This is a genomic window from Rhodopirellula europaea 6C, assembly GCF_000338295.1.
Lineage (GTDB): Bacteria > Planctomycetota > Planctomycetia > Pirellulales > Pirellulaceae > Rhodopirellula > Rhodopirellula europaea.
Genome location: NZ_ANMO01000011.1, coordinates 150,928 through 167,961, shown reverse-complemented (window position 1 = coordinate 167,961; position 17,034 = coordinate 150,928). Strand labels below are relative to the sequence as shown.

The 17,034-nt window shown below is 56.9% G+C and carries 6 protein-coding genes and 1 pseudogene; 2 read left to right on the top strand and 5 right to left on the bottom strand.

Translation table 11 applies throughout. The features are described from left to right. Positions 1-77: 77 nt before the first annotated feature. The 3 genes from RE6C_RS01120 to RE6C_RS01110 form a co-directional block, all read right to left on the bottom strand. The gene (locus tag RE6C_RS01120) at positions 78-458 is read right to left on the bottom strand and encodes a hypothetical protein (RefSeq protein ID WP_039960863.1); all 381 of its coding nucleotides are present in this window, start codon (positions 456-458) and stop codon (positions 78-80) included. A 293-nt stretch (positions 459-751) separates the two neighbouring features. Beyond that, the gene (locus RE6C_RS01115) at positions 752-1,027 is read right to left on the bottom strand and encodes a membrane or secreted protein (protein WP_231846166.1); all 276 of its coding nucleotides are present in this window, start codon (positions 1,025-1,027) and stop codon (positions 752-754) included. A gap of 267 nt (positions 1,028-1,294) precedes the next feature. Further along, positions 1,295-2,344, bottom strand: coding sequence for a hypothetical protein (locus RE6C_RS01110; RefSeq protein ID WP_008653037.1), 1,050 nt, complete (start codon positions 2,342-2,344; stop codon positions 1,295-1,297). Between the two features lie 72 nt (positions 2,345-2,416). Between RE6C_RS01110 and RE6C_RS01105 the strand changes: the two genes are divergently transcribed. Both RE6C_RS01105 and RE6C_RS01100 read left to right on the top strand, forming a co-directional pair. After that, positions 2,417-3,400 carry a Fe-S oxidoreductase gene (locus tag RE6C_RS01105; protein WP_236617850.1) on the top strand — a complete coding sequence of 328 codons (984 nt, stop codon included), beginning with the start codon at positions 2,417-2,419 and terminating at the stop codon, positions 3,398-3,400. Then, positions 3,393-4,910: an NAD(P)/FAD-dependent oxidoreductase gene (locus tag RE6C_RS01100; protein ID WP_008653035.1), complete on the top strand. Its 1,518-nt coding sequence runs from the start codon at positions 3,393-3,395 to the stop codon at positions 4,908-4,910. Before RE6C_RS01105 ends, RE6C_RS01100 begins: the two co-directional genes overlap by 8 nt. A 34-nt stretch (positions 4,911-4,944) precedes the next feature. Here RE6C_RS01100 and RE6C_RS01095 read toward each other — a convergent pair whose 3' ends face one another. Continuing rightward, the gene (locus RE6C_RS01095; RefSeq protein WP_039960861.1) at positions 4,945-7,569 is read right to left on the bottom strand and encodes a diguanylate cyclase; all 2,625 of its coding nucleotides are present in this window, start codon (positions 7,567-7,569) and stop codon (positions 4,945-4,947) included. A gap of 253 nt (positions 7,570-7,822) precedes the next feature. Next, positions 7,823-15,214 (bottom strand): annotated as a pseudogene (locus RE6C_RS33395) (VCBS domain-containing protein); the annotation flags it as partial. Positions 15,215-17,034 lie beyond the last annotated feature (1,820 nt).

The window sequence follows — 17,034 nt, the reverse complement described above, 5'->3', positions numbered from 1 at the left end:
GTGATCCAGAACGAGAATCACACATCAGAATGAATTGGCTCGTGCGTCAGTTAATGACACCTCAGGCCAAACGCGAATCAATGGTGACCGCGGTGACCACGACCATGTCGACCGTAGTGCAGGTCGTAGTGACCTGGTTGATAGTGGTAGTGGTTTCCGTGAGGAACCAAGGTTGGCCCGTGGTAATCGTAGTGTGGTCGAGCGTAACCGCGGTAGCCGGACGAATAGCGGCTTGGGTACACAACCGGTCCGAAGGCTCGGTGCCCGTTGTTGTAGTAGCTGCCATAGCGGCTTCCGTAGCGACTGCTGTATCGGCTTGGCCCATAGTTGCCATAGCTGAAACCGCCGGTTCCGATGCTGAGCGAAAAGCCTTGCGCGTTTGCCTCAGGGGCGTCGCCCATGAAGGTTGCGGCGACGGCGAGAACCGGGACGGCGATCCATTTGGTCAATCGAGACATTGTTTTTTTCTCCGTAGAAAACTTGTTCCGCCGCGTGATGCCGCCTTGGCATCGGTTCACAAAGTCGCGTGAAACTCATTTCGAAGGAGAATGAAAGCAAGCCCGGGGCCAAACGGTGCCAATTCGTCACGAAATGCGATTGAAAGCGTAAAACGTTGGGTTTTTGGAGATGATACCCTGGTTTCAATCGCTAAATGACTCGCGAGGCTTCTCCGGAGTGTGTTCGATGTGATGTCACTTCCGGTTGCATGTTGAGACGCCGAACACCCGATTGGGGGTGAGGCGAGCTGGCTTTATCGGCCCAACCAAGGCATCGCGTCGGCGCTTAGGCGATTGCGAACTGGCCCGGGCAGCGGTTGCTGATAGCTGGGCGGACGACTGCCTTGATCGTTCGGTCCGATATCAGTCAGCGGATAGGGATCGTGCACGATCGCGCGGGCTTGTTGTTGGTTCATTGTTCCCGGTGCAGGCAACACACCGCGACCGCGGCAACCAGCGGACAAGCCAGCGAGGAGAACCAGCGAAGACACGCCGGCGAGCGAACATACGCGCAGGGAGGAGTTGCGCATGAGATCGGTCCTGAAAAGTAGGAGAGACACGGATTGGGAGGGCGGCGTTGCCGGGGAGGGTTGGGAAGAGCAAGCTGCCGGCGGGTCACGTCATCAAATGAAATGACCCTACAGGAATTCATCGAACGATCGCGATGCCGCCTGAAAGGCTTCCCGTCCCGCGAAGCGAAAAGGACGGGCGGTAGGTTGGGTTGGTCCGGTCGATTCCGGTTGAAACGTTTATTCGAATGGCGTGTCGATATGGCACTGGTTCCGTCTTGCGGTCGTCTAAAACGAGAAGTAACGCAACCAGTTTCTGAATCCTTGACCGGGAACGTATGCGACCGGTTGGCCCCAGAGTCCTGGTCCGACTTGGACGGCGTTGGTGCCTTGGCCGAAATCAATCAACGCACCAGCGGGACCGGCGGGTAGCGTCGTTGATGCAACCGGTGGAACCGTTGCAACGCCGGGATAAGTGCTGGCGGGAATCGCGGCGGGAGCGGCGATCTGCGCCGGTGGTGCGATGTAGTTGACCGGTGAGACTCCGGCAGGCGCCGCACAACCTTGCCCGTATCCGTAACCGGAATAGGGACTCATCGCGGAGTACTCGCTTGGTGCTGTGATGAGTGCGCAGTTGCTCATTGTTGCAAAGCCACCGTTGCTCAGTTGTGGTGGCGGAACGGGCGCGTAATCCGATGGTGGAGGACCGATGGTGTTGGGTGCAAACGTTGGATTGCCACCTAAGACGTCGTTCGGAACGGGACTGGGCTGCGGTAACGATCGGCCTTGCGAAAAGTCGTCGTTTCGCAGCGAATTGCCGGGAGCAGCGTTTCTCGGGACAGCATTTCTTGGAACGACATTTTGAGGGGCTACCGCATTCCCACCGGGTTGCGTCACACCTGGATTCGGTGACACCGCCGAAGGTGGAGGGTTGTTCAAAGGCGGGGCAGCGAACGAAGGCTGCGTCGGCACCGGTGCGGAATCCGCAGGTGGCGTGAATGTTTGTGGTCCGCCCACATCGCCGGGCAATGAGAATCCGTTTGATTGCATCGCAACCTGTCGCACGTTGGGATCATAACCGCGGGACTGGTTGTTTGCTCCAGTAGTGGACCGGTAGGAGGTCGGCGTGATGTTGGTGCTTTGGTTCGCTCGTTGGCGACGGGCGGTTTCGGTTTGGTCGACCGCGCTGGGTGAACCGATGGGCCGGAACGGCAGTGATTGCTGGGCCCACAACGTTTCGGGCGAAGCAAGTGTTGCTCCACCGGCCAACACAACGATGGCTGCGATGAGCTTGCGAGCGCGTTTGGGTTGCGAATCGTTGGTCAGATTGCGGTTCATGGTATCCCGTTCGTAAAAGCGTGATCTTGTTGGGGGTATCAATCTGTGGCGGACTGCATCAAGATCAATTCCATGACACGCAGGGAATCGAACTCGTTTACCAAACCCTCACCACAAGAAGTGCTGGCATCGCGCGGTGACGCGGTGGTTGTTGATTTGGAACGTCGCAACCGGGATGCCAATCGACCCAATTCCGTCTTCGTGGAACTGGAAGCTGCCAATCGCCATCGAGGCCAGCAACCGGAGATGACTCAGGTGTTGACCTTGTTGCTTGCGTCGTCGGAATGTTCGCTGCGATGCACGATGTGCGATTTATGGCGAAACACGCTAAACGAACCAACGCCGCCAGGGGCTCTGCCCGAACAAATTCGATTGGGTTTGCGGCACTGGCGAGAGCAAACCGGTCGCGAATCGGGCGGAACGATCAAGCTTTACAACAGCGGGAATTTCTTCGACCCGCGAACGACACCGTCGGTGGATGACGAAGAGATTCTCCGTTTGTGTGAACCGTTTGATCGCGTGGTGGTCGAGAACCATCCGCTGATCGGGACACGACGTTTGTTTGAGTTCGGGAAACGTTTGCGCGGGAAACTGGAAATAGCAGTCGGTTTGGAATGCATCGCGCCGCGAATGTTGGAACGATTGAACAAACGACTTCGTCCGGGGCAATTTTTTCAATTCGCAAAACACCTGAAAGAAGCGTCGATTGATCTGCGTGTGTTCTTGATTCATGGTCTGCCGTGGTTGGCTCCGGCGGAATCCTACGCATGGACGATCGCATCGGCACGGTTTGCCGCCGCGGCGGGGGCTCGTCATATCAGTTTGTTGCCGTGTCGAACGGGCAACGGTTTCATGGATCGTTTGGCTCGCGAAGGCATGTTTTGTCCGCCAACGCGAAAACAGATGCGGGTGGTCATGGCTGCTCTCGAAAACGATCCGCGATTTGATCACGGACCGGTGCTGACTTTGGACACTTGGGGATTGGAACCGGAGCCAGTTGAATTGAGTGAGAGCGTTACCGCTGAACCGAAGAACGATGCGACACATGATGTCTGATTCATCGACCCACTATGACGTTGCCATCTTGGGCGGCGGGTTTTCCGGAGGGCTGCTTGCCTGGGTGTTGGCTGCTCGTGGCATGCGAGTGTTGTTGGTTGAGCGAGATCGATTTGGTCGCTTTGTCATCGGGGAATCAAGTACGCCAATAGCTGATTTAGTGATGCGGCAGCTTGCGGAGAAGTATGAGTTGCCGAAGCTGCACGCCTTGTCGACCTATCCGAGTTGGAAACAAACGTTTCCCAATTTGCGATGCGGAAAGAAACGCGGGTTCAGCTACTATCATCACGGCGAAGTGCGAAGTGACGAGATCGCCAGTGATGGGTTTCAGGATCACATGGATGGAACGTCCGGTGCGAAGCGAAACAGTTTGATGGTAACGGCGAGTCCCAATGACACTTGGGCGGACACGCATTGGTTGCGAAGCGATGTCGATGCGTTTTTTGTCGAGCAAGCAACTCTCGCGGGGGCGGATTGCCGGGAGTGCACTCAGGTTGTTTCGGCGGAGATGGGTGAGCCCGTTCGGCTGATACTTCGCGAACGCACGCAGAGAGAAGACAAGCGAACAAGTCAGTCTGTATCGGCGGGGTGGTTGATCAATGCGTCGGGGCGGTTTGGTGTGTTGCCGGAGGACTTGGCCGCGTTCATTGGGCTGCGTCGAGTCGACCAACGATTGCAAACGAACACCCGAAGCGTGTTCGCTCACTTTCGCAACGTGCGATCATGGACGGATGAATTGCGACGAACGAACCAGTTGGGCGAGGACGAACCCTTTGATCCCGATGACGCGGCTCAACATCATTTGACCGCGGACGGTTGGATGTGGATGCTGCGTTTGGATCACGGCGTCACCAGTGTCGGATGGACTGAGCCGAACGGTCGCGATTCCGTGGATTGGCAGCGGTACGCGAGTTTGCAACGACTGATGCGAGATGCGACTTTCGACGAGGCGACTCCTGATTGGATCAGCGTTGACCGAGTTCAGCGAATGCAAACGCCGATCAGATTGCGAAACTACATCGCGATGCCGACCGCGGTGGCAACGATTGATCCATTGCACAGTACCGGGATCGCTCATGGATTGATCGGTGTTGCACGATTGGCGGATGCGCTGCTGAGTGAGCCGGCACGCCAAGCGGATCTGTTGGCGAGCTACGCCGAGACCGTCGAAAGCGAATTGCTTCGGATTGATTCGTTGGTGGCGATGTGTTACCGATGCTTGCGCAGCATGTTGCGGTTTGAGGCTGTTTCCATGTTGTACTTTGCAGCCGCAATCAACTCAGAAGAGTTTTTGGCATCGGGCGGTGAAGTGCACTCGCCGTTGTGGTTCTTGGACAACCCCGAATTCGGGCGTCTGATCGATGCGACCAGACGGCAATTGGATCAGGATGTAACCGACACCGAGTTGTGGGATTGGTTGCGACCTCGATTGCAAGCCTTCCAAACCGCGGGTTTGCTCGATCCAGCCGTTGGTGGACGTTATCGCTACACCGGGGAGGCGAAGGCATGATCACGGTGACAGGGACGTCGTTTGCGCTATTCCTTTACGGTAGGAATAACTCTTCCTCGGTTTGGTCGACTTCAATGAGGTGGGCGTTCTGCGTGGCTCGACACAGGTCCAATAATTTCTGGGTCTGACGTAGCAGAGTGATCCATTCGACGTTTTCACCGTTGGATGCCGCTTCTTCGATTTGCCGTGCGGAGTCGACAATCGGAGTCAGGTAGCTCGCATCCGCGATTTCACATAGATTTCGAGAAAGGTCACGTAGTTCCGTGATGTTTTGCGCGTCCATGGCTTCGGCAATGCGTTCAATCTGCTGTCCGATCTTGAGCGCGGTTGGTTTTGGCACGGCGAACGAAATTCCGGTCGCGGTGGGGACACCCATGGCGCTTTCTTTGACATCGGCTTCAATCTTGGCGAGAAAGTGATTCACCAAATCAGCGTCGAATTGTTTGCCTGCGCATCGCTTCAGTTCCGTCACCGCGGTGGAGTGCGGCCGACCTTGCCGATAGGCATGGTCGGAGACGATGGAGTCATAAGTATCGGCGATCGTGAGGATGCGAGCTTCCATCGGAAGCTCATCCAGTTTGAGGTTCCGTTCTGTGGCTCCGCGTTCCGAAATTGCATGATGGGCTCGGATGATGCGTTCCAGTTCGGGGCAATGGAATGTGCCCGCAACCATATCCAACCCGATCGTGTTGTGACGCCGCATGACTTTCCATTCCTCGTCAGTCAGCGGACCGGGTTTATGCAGCACATCATCCGGCACGCCGATCTTTCCGATGTCGTGCAGCAGAGCGGCGATTTCCAAAACATAAATGTCACGCTGGCAAACCAATCCATCCGCGGCTTGAACGCAGAGGTTCGCAACGCGTCGGCTGTGTTCGGCAGTCGCGGGGTCACGGTAGGCCAATGCGGAAACCAGTGCCGTGACGGCATGGAACGGAAGGCTGACCAAGTTTGGATCGACGACTTCCTCCGGTTGTGATTCTTCTTCACCGAGCACATCGACTCGATCAGGATCGAATGCAACGGATTGGTTTCGTCCGCCGCGTTTGGCAACGTACAGGCAGCTGTCGGCTTGGTTGATCAGTGATTGGACATCCGTGGCGCCGAATTTCAACTCGCTGACACCGAGTGAAGCAGTCAGTCGCAGCGATTCGGGGTCTTCGAGGCGAATGTTCATCACCGCCAATCGAGTTCGCTCGGATTGTTCCATCGCTTCGTCCAGGTCATGACCTGGCAACATCACGCAGAACTCTTCTCCGCCGTAACGACAAACGACTTGGTTCTCTTCGTGTAGGTCTCGCAAAACTTTGCTGACCTTGCGAAGCACCTCGTCACCGGCATGGTGACCATAGGTATCGTTGACGCTTTTGAAGTGGTCGATGTCAACCATGAAGCATGACAGCGGACGTCCGGCGTTGCGGTAGTCCGTCAGCATTTCTTCCATGCGTTCAAAAAATGCACGTCGGTTCAAACAACCGGTCAAGGCATCTCGCGTCGCAAGGATTTCGAGTTCTTGGTTTTTCTTCTGAATCTCGTCTTTGCTCAATCGCAACATCGACAACATGTTCTCGAGTTCGAGACGATGTTTCTCAACGTGCGTGACGTCCTGGAAGGTGACCAGAGCACCTTTTTGTTTTTCGTCTTCGCCGATCGGTCCCGCATTGACGCTGAAGACTCGGTGAACACCGTCTCGCCCGGTCAATCGGAGTATTTCACCGACGACCGATTTGCGTTGGCTGATAGCTTGCGTCCATGGCAGTTCAGCGTCTTTGGACGATTTGTCGCCGTTGCCGAATACCCATGGCAGATCGGCGGCCAAGCGTTCTTGCAGTTCTTCGGGTTCGAATCCATTGGTGGCTAGAAAGTTATCATTGGCAAGAACGATCTTGCCGTCTTTATCAAGTACGAGCAGGCCTTCAGCGAGAGTGTCAAGAGCTTGACGGACGCGTTCCGGAACGACTTGAGTGCGTGAGAAGACGCCGAGGATTCGCATCATCAAGAATGAATACGAACCCATGCCGATCACGGTGAAGAAGATCAGCAGTCGAAGGATTCCTTCGTCGAGCAATCCACCGAATGGTCCGGCAAGAGTGCTTCGGAACGTGAACTCGAGATTCCCCCATGTGCGGTCCTGGACCGTGATTGGGATATCCAATCGAATGATGTCGCCGTCGAGTTCAACGGTGGATTGGTTGGAACTCAGTTCGGTGGGCTCAACCCAAGTTGGGACAGATTCGACGGGTGCGGGATCTTCTGAGAGGAACAAGTCACTATCGCGCGAAGGAACGTCCTGTAAATTCGCGTCGCTTGAGTTGACTGTCTTTGCTTCGTCGGACGATTTGTTTTTGTCCCAGCAAATTCGGTGGTGTTTTGTGCTGGCCTGCAGAATGCCGGAATCGGTTCGCAAGCCTGCGGACAGCAAGGATTCGTTTTGGCGAACCAAAGCTTCCAGGGTGGTGTTTAGCTTGGCCCACCGATGCTGGCGAATGTCGTCGATCGAAGCGATCGCAACGGTTTCGCAGAATTTGCGCCGCGCAGCTTCTTCGGCCAGCCGTGAATCGGGGATAAACCCGAGCCACTGAGCTCCGAGGATGAGACCCAATCCAATGCACACCAGTGCAAAGGCGAGTCGAAGCGATGCGAATACGGCTTGGAACAAGAAAGTCGATCGAAAAAATCGGGATGGTTGACGTCAAATTCCGGGCTGACTCGTCACACGCATGCGGTGACACGCGGCCCGTCGGCCGCGAGAAATCAGTCGAGGAATTCCCTTTGGATAAGTCTTCGCCATGAAACGTGACACACCCGCAATGGGCGGTGTACATCTGAGTTGACGCTAAAAAGTTTTGTCGTTGCTGACGGTTCAGCCGGCTGGTCCGGCTGTTCGTTTCGTAACGATGTGCCCGGTGGTGTTAGTCGAGCATTTCTTCCACTTTGTCCTGGGCTGCGCCGTCGACTCCGCGATAAGCAGAAAGCAAGGATGCCGGATCGAGCATTCGCCAACTTGGGATACCGGCGTACATCGTCGCGATGAACATTCCGCCTCGCAGTGCCCAGAGCACGTAACCGATTGAGGCCAAACCCAAGGTTGTGCCGACGGCACCCACGTGAATTTCTTCGTTGTCGTAGGTCTCGTTGATTTGGACCGAACCATTGTCGGAGAGGTGCCAACTGAGCAGCGTGCTCAGTTCTGAGTCACCCTCCAATCCATTGAGCAGCCCGTTCTCACCATTGAGGATGTCGTACATGAACATCGAATCGCCGAAGCCAAATCGTTGACCGACTCGCCCGGATTGGTTGGATGTGGCCCGAACTCCCTGCCCTCGAGCGTCACTCCCATCGCCGGCACTCTCTTCGCCCGATTCAGAACCATTGCCGTCACCGAGATTGGCGTCCGCCTTGTCTCGGCCGGTTTGAGTGGACTCGTTTTCTGACTGACCAGTGGAACCACCCGGGCCGACTGGGTTGGCGTTGCCATCGATGGTGGTGTCGCCACCTGAGTCGCCGGAGCTATCTCCACTATCGGATCCGCTGTCGCCGTCGGAACCGCCATCGCCGCTTCCCGTTGAACCACCGGAATCGCCGCCACCATCACCACCGGAACTCCCCCCGGTTCCACCGGATGATCCGGGGATCACGTCGATTGTGACCGTGGCTGTGTTGCTGGTTAGCGATCCGTCGTCTGCTTGATAGCTGAACGAATCTGATCCGAAATACCCCGCGTTCGGCGTGTAGGTGACGTCGCCGTTCAGATCGATCTGCAGCGTTCCGTTGGCCGGGTGAGCGATGATGACAACCCGAAGTGGATCGGAGTCGACATCGATGTCATTGGCCAGCAGATGTGGGGAGTCAAGTTCGATGCCTTGCCCGACGATGGCTGTGTAAACGCCGTCACCTAGCGCGACGGGAGCTTCGTTGACATCGAGAATTTGAATTGTGAACGTCTGGTCGATGAACGATCCATCGTCGGATGTGGATCGCACGATGATATCGTGCGAAGTGTGGTCTTCGAAGTTCAGCGAAGATCCGGAAGCGACGGTGACCACACCCGAGTGCAGGTCGACATCGAAACGACCGCCCGCATCGTCGGACATTGTGTACTGAATATTATTGTTGGTGGCATCCGAGTCCGTAGCAAAGACGGTGACCCCGACGACGGTTCCGGCTGCCGAGTTTTCGTTGACTTCGTTGATGCTGCCGTCGACATCTCCGCCTGCAACAACAGCAAATTCGTTGAGGTCGTTAATGAAAATCGTGAAGGTTTGTGATGCCGAAGATGTGTCACTGGATGTGGCGGTGACGGTGATGTCGTAGCGGTCAGACACTTCACGGTCGATCGATCCAGCAACGGTGACTTCGCCGGTGTTGGAATCGATCTGAAATCGTCCGCCTGGGTTGGAACTCAGGCTGTATGTGATCGTGTTGTTGGTGGCATCCAAATCGAATGCGTCAGCAGTGACGCCAACAGTGGTTCCAATCGCCACGTTCTCGTCGACTTCGTTTGTCCCAAGGTCGCTGTCGGTCGGAGTGGAAGCATTGAATTCGTTCAAGTCGTTGATCGTGATGTTGAACGTTTGCGTCGCTGTGGATCCATCGGAACTGGCGGCTTGAACCGTGATCGATCGGATTGCCCCATGCATTTCGCGATCGATTGCGACCGCTGATGTGGTCACCTCGCCAGTATTGGGATCAATCTGGAACAGCCCGTCTGGATTGCTGGTCAAACTGTAGGTGACGGTGCTGTTGGTGGAATCCAAATCAAAGGCATCGGCTGTAATTCCAACAGAAGTTCCGGCGCCGGAGTTTTCATCGACTTCGTTCACCGCCGCGTCGCTGTCAATCGGTGTGCTAACAGGATGCTCGTTGGCATCTGTGACCGTCACGACAAAGGTTTCGTCGTAGCTCGCGCCTGCGGTGTCCGTCACGCGAACAGTGATGCTATGAGTGGTGTCGGTTTCGTGGTCGAGTTGGGACGTGTTTGCAACGGTAACTTCACCCGTATTGAGATCGATCGCGAAGCGTCCGTTTGCGTCGTCTGTCAGTGTGAAGGTCGCCGTATCGCCGGAATCAACGTCGCTATGAGTGATCGTGCCGACTGAGGTGCCATTGTTGGCGGTCTCGATGACGGTCAGGCCGGTGGTCGCCAAGTCATGAGGGTTATCGTTGGCTCCTCGGATGGTGACTGTAATTTCGGCAGTGCTGTTCGCACCGTTTGAATCCTCGATCGTGTAGGTGAAGACGTCCTGAAGTGTGTCGCTCGTGGTTCGAAGTCCTTGGACGGTCGCGTTGTTTTCATCGACAACAAAGGTGTACGATCCGTTGCTAGAGATTTGGATCGTTCCGAAGGTACCAACAACGTCGCTGGCGACGGAACCAGAAGCGGAGCCTTGTGAACCCGCAGCGACCCCGACAACTGTCAGCGAGTCCGTCACGTCTGAATCGGTGTCGTTGGTCAAGACATTTCCGGTCGCATCGTTTCCAGTTGTCGCATTGGCGACCCCGCCCGACTCGTTCGCGGTGCCAGTATCGACCGAAGCAGCCGGTCCATCGTTCGTGCCGGTGATCGTGACGGTGACGGTTTCTGTATCTGAAAGCGATGTGCCGTCATCGTCGGTTGCGCTGACGCTATAAGTCAGAATCAGCGTTTCGCCGTTGGCAAGGAAATCGAACGCTTCGGTGCCGCTGTTGAAGCTCCATGTGAGTGTGTCGGTGGTCTCGGTTCCGTCCAAGATCGCGGTCGGCGAAACTGACAGGAAACTTTGTAAGGTCGCGGTATCGAGCGATCCAGGGACGCTACTAGCACCCGTGCCAGAAACCGCAACGCTATCGACGGCGGCGGTGACGTTGTCGCTTCGGTCCAAATCTTCAATCGTGAACGTACCGGTGTCGGTCAGCTCGCTATCGGTCTCCGTCAGACTGGACGTGTCAGGGCCGCCGGTGATGACCGGTGCGTCACCGGTTCCGTTGACGGTGATGGTGACGTTTTGCGTGTCGGTGGCACCTTGGCTGTCGGTGACTTCGATCGTGTAGGTCAGGGTTAATGTTTCACCGCTGGCCAGGTAATCGAATGACTCGCCGCCGCTGTTGAAGTTCCATGTCAATTGATCAGATGTTTCGGACGCGTCGAGCACACTCGCCGTCGATGACAACATCGCAAGGATTGCCGCGTTGTCGCTGCCCAATCCCGCCGTGGTTCCGCTGCTGGCGACTCCGGTGACAGTCGAGGTGACCGTGTCGCTGAGGTTGACGTCGGTGACCGTCAGTGTGCCGGTTGAAGTCAGTGTCGTGTCGGTTTCAGTAAGTGTCTCGGCTGCACTATCGCCCGTTTCCACGGTGATCACGGGGACATTGTTGTTACCCGTGATGGTGATGACGACGTTCTGCGTGTCCGTCGCCGACTGACTGTCCGCGACCGTGATGGTGTAGGTCAGTGTCAGCGATTCGCCCGCGGCCAGATAGTCAAACGTCTCGCTTCCCGAGTTGAAATCCCAGTTCAGTGTGTCGGTCAGCTTGTTGCTATCGATCACGTTGGCGGTCGACGTCAGCATTGCCAACAGTTCTGCATTGTTGGACGCCAGTCCCGTCGTATCACCGGATGCCGCGACGCCGTTGACAGTGGACGTGACCGAGTCGGTCAGATCCAAATCGTCAACCGTCAGAGTTCCCGAGGTCGTCAATGTCGCCCCAGTCTTGCCGAGCGTTTCAGCGGCACTGTCGCCGGTGTCGACATAGACGTCGGGTGAATCGTTGGTGCCGGTGATGGTGACCGTGACGGTTTCGGTGTCCGACAGTGGCGTGCCATCGTCGTCGGTGGCGCTGACGGCGTAGGTCAGGATCAGCGTTTCGCCGTCGGCCAAGAAGTCGAACGCTTCGGCGCCGCTGTTGAAATCCCATGTCAGCGTGTCGGTTGTCTCGGTGCCGTCCAGGATTGCGGTGGGCGATACGGACAGGAAGCTTTGCAGGGTCGCGTTGTCGAGCGATCCGGGAACGCTGGACGCTCCGGTGCCCGAAACCGCGACGCTGTCAACCGCGGCGGTGACGTTGTCGGTTCGGTCAAGGTCGCTGATCGTCAGTGTTCCGGTGTCGGTCAGTCCGCTATCGGTCTCAGTCAGGCTGGACGTGTCAGGACCGCCGGTGATGACCGGTGCGTCACCGGTTCCGTTGACGGTGATGGTGATATTTTGCGTGTCCGTGGCACCTTGGCTGTCGGTGACTTCGATCGTGTAAGTCAGCGTTAAAGATTCACCACTGGCCAAGTAGTCAAATGACTCGCCGCCACTGTTGAAATTCCAGGTCAACTGATCGGATAACTCGGTCGCATCCAGCACGCCCGCCGTCGAGGACATCATCGCCAGCAACGCCGCGTTGTCGGATCCAAGGCCTGTCGTGGTTCCGGAGGTAACGACTCCCGTCACGCTGCTGGTCACGCTATCCGTCAAATCCAAATCGCTCACCGTCAGCGTTCCGCTGCTGGTCAGCGTGGTGTCCGTCTCGGTCAGTGTCTCTGCGGCACTATCGCCCGTATCGACAAACACGTCGGGCGTGTCGTTGGTTCCGGTGATCGTGACGGTGACGGTTTCGGTATCCGACAGGGTGGAGGCGGAATCGTCGGTGGCGCTGATGGTGTAGGTTAGAATCAGTGTTTCGCCATTGGCTAGGAAGTCGAACGGTTCGGATCCGCTGTTGAAATTCCACGTCAGCGTGTCGGTCGTTTCGGTTCCGTCCAGAATCGCGGTCGGGGAAACGGACAGGAAGCTTTGCAGGGTCGCGTTGTCGAGCGATCCGGGAATGCTTGACGCGCCGGTGCCTGAAACGGCAACGCTATCGACGGCGGCGGTGACGTTGTCGGCGATGTCGGAATCGCTGACGGTGAACGTGCCGGCATCGGTCAGGCCGCTGTCGGTTTCGGTCAGAGACGATGTGGCGGGACCACCCGTGACGACCGGTGCGTCTTCGATCGAGTTGACGGTGACGTTGAAGGTCACATCGGTGAATTCGCCGCGTGCATCGGTGGCTCGGACGGTGATCGTGGTCGTGCCGTGTTGCTCGGCGGCGTAGTCCAGCGTTAACGTGCCGGCACCGTTGTCGATGTTCGCGGAGTCCAGGAACGCGGGATTGCTGTAGCCGATCAGGCTGTAGGTCAACTCGTTGTCGGCGTGTTCGAGATCGCTGAACGCGGCGTCGAGATCGATCACCGTGTCGGGGGCGTCTTCATTGACGCTGACGTCGCTGACGCTGCCGGTCGGATTGCTGTTCAAGAAAATGTCAACGGCACCGGTCGGCGAGTTGTATTCGTCGTAGACGGTGAAGCCGACGGAGTCATTGAGCAACGTGATGGCGTCGAACGTTCCCGCCAAAGTTGTGGATGTGAGGATGTCTTGCAGGTAACCGCCCGCCGTCATGCCGGTCAGGTCGAGTTCCAATTGCGCGCCGAGCCCCAGCGTCAGTGTGCCACCAATCGCGATCGATTCGTAAACACTGGTCGAAGATGCGGACAGGCGAACAATCGCGTCGTTGTCTAGCGTCAGACCGTTCGTGATCGCGCCCGTGCCGATCAACAGCGAATCGTCGATCACAACTTCGCCGGTCGCGTTGATCGTGTGACCGTTCAAATCCAACGTGCCCGAAATCACGTTCAGGTCTTGCGAGATTCCGTTGAGCACCAGGTCATCGGCCAGGACCGCAACGCCGGAGGTCTTGTCGATGTTCAGCCTGCCATCGGAAAGATCGTCGCCAGAGATCGTTTGCGTTCCGGTCCCGTTCAGCGTGATTTGCGAGTTGCCGCCGACGCTGGTGTCGGACGACGTGATGTTACCCGCGACACGAATTTCACCAACGTTCAATGCATTGACGCTGGTGATGGTCAAGTCGCCACCGACGTTCAGCACGCCGGAGATGTTCTTGCTGTAATTGGAATCAAAGATGACATCATCAAAGTTAATCGACGACGCGGTGATGGTTCCCGAGTTATTGCCGAACGTGATCGTGTGCGTCAGATCCGCTACGCTGCCGGCGACATGATTCAATGTGCCATTGATGGTCAGGTCGGTGCCGAACGTTAGCGTGCCGGACGCTTTGTTGATCGTCAGGTGTTCGGCTTTCGCGGTGCCGGACGTTGCCGAAACGATTTGATCGCCGGTGCCATCGGCAATGATCATCGTCGTCCCGCTGTAGCTGTCATCGCTGTAGGTGATGTCGCCTGCAACCGTGATTTGTCCATTGTTCAACGTGCCAGCGTTTGCGAACGTGAAGTCTCCGTCGACGTCCAGCGTTCCGACAATCACGCGTGACCCCGCAATGGTGCTGTTGAGGATCACATCTTCGAATGTCAACGAACCTGCATCGATCGTGGTGTTGTGGCCTTGGAATTCGACGGTTTGCCCGTTGGTGTCAAAGCCGCCGGAGGTGTGCGTGAAGTCGCCACCCAGTTCGATATCGTCGACTAGTTGAACCGTGCCGGAGGCTTTGTTGATGACCAGGTTGCCAAGTTCGCCGGCACCGCCACCGGTCGAAATCGTTTGGTCGGCGGTGCCATCAAGCGTCAAAACGCTGGTGCCTGACCAAACACTGTCGATCGTCGTGATATTACCCGCCGCGGTCACGTTGCCGCCGTTAATGGTGACGGCGTTGGTGTAATTCAGGTCACCATCGATATCGAGTCCGCCGACGATGGTGACGGTGTTGCTGTTGTTGAATTCGAAATCGTCAAACGTGAGTCCCGACGCGTCGACGGTTTGGCCGGTCGTTCCGGCGACGCTGACTTCGTGACCGCGAAAGTCGACAGTGCCTTGGCTGTGCGTGAAGTCACCGGCGAAAGACAGATCGCTGAGGAATGTCAATGCGCCGACGTGATCGATCTCAATGTTGTCGATCTCGGCAGACGTTTGCAAACTGCGATCGCCCGAGCCATCGAAGTACAGCGTTGAACCATTGGTGTTTAAAGTCCCACCGGAATGGATGAAGTCATCGGCCAGATTCAGCGTACTGCCGTCGATCGTCAGCGTTCCGCCGGTGACGTTGATGAAGCCTTCCATGTCGATGGCCTGTCCGTTGGTGTCGACGGTTCCGTCGGCGATGATGAAGTCGCCCGTGTTGGTCAGCCCGGTCGCAAAGGTCAGCGTGCCGGTATAGCCCGCGTTGACTTGGATTTCGCTAATCGATCCGGCGAACGCGGCGTCCAGCGTGGAGTCTTTCGAACTTGTCGCGTTGAAGACCACGACGTCGTCCGCTTCCGGAACGCGGTCGTGATTCCAGTTGTCCGCGTCGGTCCAATCGTTGCTTGAGCCGCCACCGTCCCAGACAAAGACCGTTTGACCGGGATTCACGGTGATGCTGACGATGTGCTGATCAGACAGTGAACCGTCTGAGGCGTCGATCGTCAGGGTTGCGACACCGTTGAAACCGGAGTCACTTTGGTAAACCAATCCGTCCAGTGCCGTGTCGATGTCGGCTTGCGAACCCGAGAACGAGAGAGTGCCATCACTTCCGTCGCCATCGACGATGGTCAGGCCGGTGGTTTGTGCCAGTGTGATCGAGGCATCGCTGGCGGTGACGGTAATGCTCAAACCATCACCGTCGTCATCGTAGGTGTCAATCAGTCCGCTGCCGACGGCGTCGAAGGTAATCGATTGTGACTCGCCCACCGTTGCCGATGCCGGACCAGTGATAATAGGGGCTTCGTTCAGATCGTTGACTGAAACAACGACGTCTTCTTCACGGAACATGCCACCGCCGTCCGTCGTTCGGATGCGAACCGTGTAGGAAGATTGCGTTTCATGGTCCAAGACACCATCGGTGAGAACAAGTTGGTCGCCGCTGATGCTGAACACACCCGCGTCTGCTCCACCGACGACGCTGTAGGTTGCCGAGTCCCCCGGATCAACATCGCTGGTCAATAAAGTCGCCACCACGAGTCCGCCACTGGTGTCGGTGTTTTCGTTGACCGTCGCAGAATTGGGATTTAGATCGTGCGGCGCGACGTTGACGTCGAACTCATTTCCGTATTCGGAGGTCACGGTGCCGCCCAGAGTCGCTGTTGCGATGATTTTGTCCGTGTCCACAACGCCACTGACAGTCAGGTCGCCAGAAAACAGACCATTGGCATCCGCGGTTAAAAAGCCGAGGAATTCGGACGATCCCGTTCCGTCGCTGAGGAAAAACTCAACCCGTGCATTGGCAAAGTCGGCGTCACCCAGAGCACTCACGCCGATGAAACCGTCCAGCGATAGTGTGGTCCCATCCAGGTTGGCCGTGGTTACCACTGGTGCATCCATTCCGTCGTTGGCGAGCGTCGGATTCAGAGCCCCATCATTCGTATCGGGGCCGTCGGTGTTCAAGTCGATCGGCAGGAGAGCGTTCCCATAAATAGCATTGCCGAGTATGGCGACCTCTCCATCGCCGTTGACGCTGATGCCCCGTCCACTGTGAGCGGTGATGACGTTGCCCGTGTCGGCCGCTGTGCCGCCAATCGTCGTGCCTACGGTTCCGGCACCGATCAGGACACCGGTCGTCTGCGTCATGCCACTTGAACCGATCGTATTTCCGGAAATGGTCGTGTTGTCACCGAGCAGACGAATGTTGTTGCTGCTGCCTGCGATCAAGTTACCTTCCAACGAATCGTCACTTCCGTCGCCGTCGGTTCCGATCAACGTTCCCGTGCCCGAAACATTGATACCGGCCGTTGTGAAGCCAAGATCCGTGTCGCCGGCTGCGTTGACACCGATGTAGTTATTCTGAATCACCGTGCCGTCGGAGGTGGCATCGATAAAGATCCCGTTTCCGCCGCCACCTGCGAACACGTTGCGATTGGTGACACCGGTGTCCCCGATCAAATTGTTGTCGCTGCCTGAGGCGGAAACGCCCATCGAACCGATGCCGGAAATCGTCTCTCCGTCAGTCTGCAGTCCGAAGTAGTTGCCGACGATGGTGTGTGAATCGCCTCCGGAAAGGAACACGCCACGCAGTGAATTGGTCAACGAGAGACCGGCGATCGTCGAACCGGAGTGGTTCTGCAGGCTAAAGGTATTGAACGAACCGTCACCGGTGATTTCGATGACGGGTGCGTTCGCGTAGCCGCCTTGAGTGCGCGCGTCGATCGTCACTGTGTCAGTGAACGTGTAACCTG

Excerpts from the sequence above, each read along its gene's own strand:
- RE6C_RS01120 (WP_039960863.1), bottom strand. The coding sequence starts at position 458 with ATGTCTCGATTGACCAAATGGATCGCCGTCCCGGTTCTCGCCGTCGCC.
- RE6C_RS01115 (WP_231846166.1), bottom strand. The coding sequence starts at position 1,027 with ATGCGCAACTCCTCCCTGCGCGTATGTTCGCTCGCCGGCGTGTCTTCG.
- RE6C_RS01100 (WP_008653035.1), top strand. The coding sequence starts at position 3,393 with ATGTCTGATTCATCGACCCACTATGACGTTGCCATCTTGGGCGGCGGG.
- RE6C_RS01110 (WP_008653037.1), bottom strand. The coding sequence starts at position 2,344 with ATGAACCGCAATCTGACCAACGATTCGCAACCCAAACGCGCTCGCAAG.
- RE6C_RS01105 (WP_236617850.1), top strand. The coding sequence starts at position 2,417 with ATGACACGCAGGGAATCGAACTCGTTTACCAAACCCTCACCACAAGAA.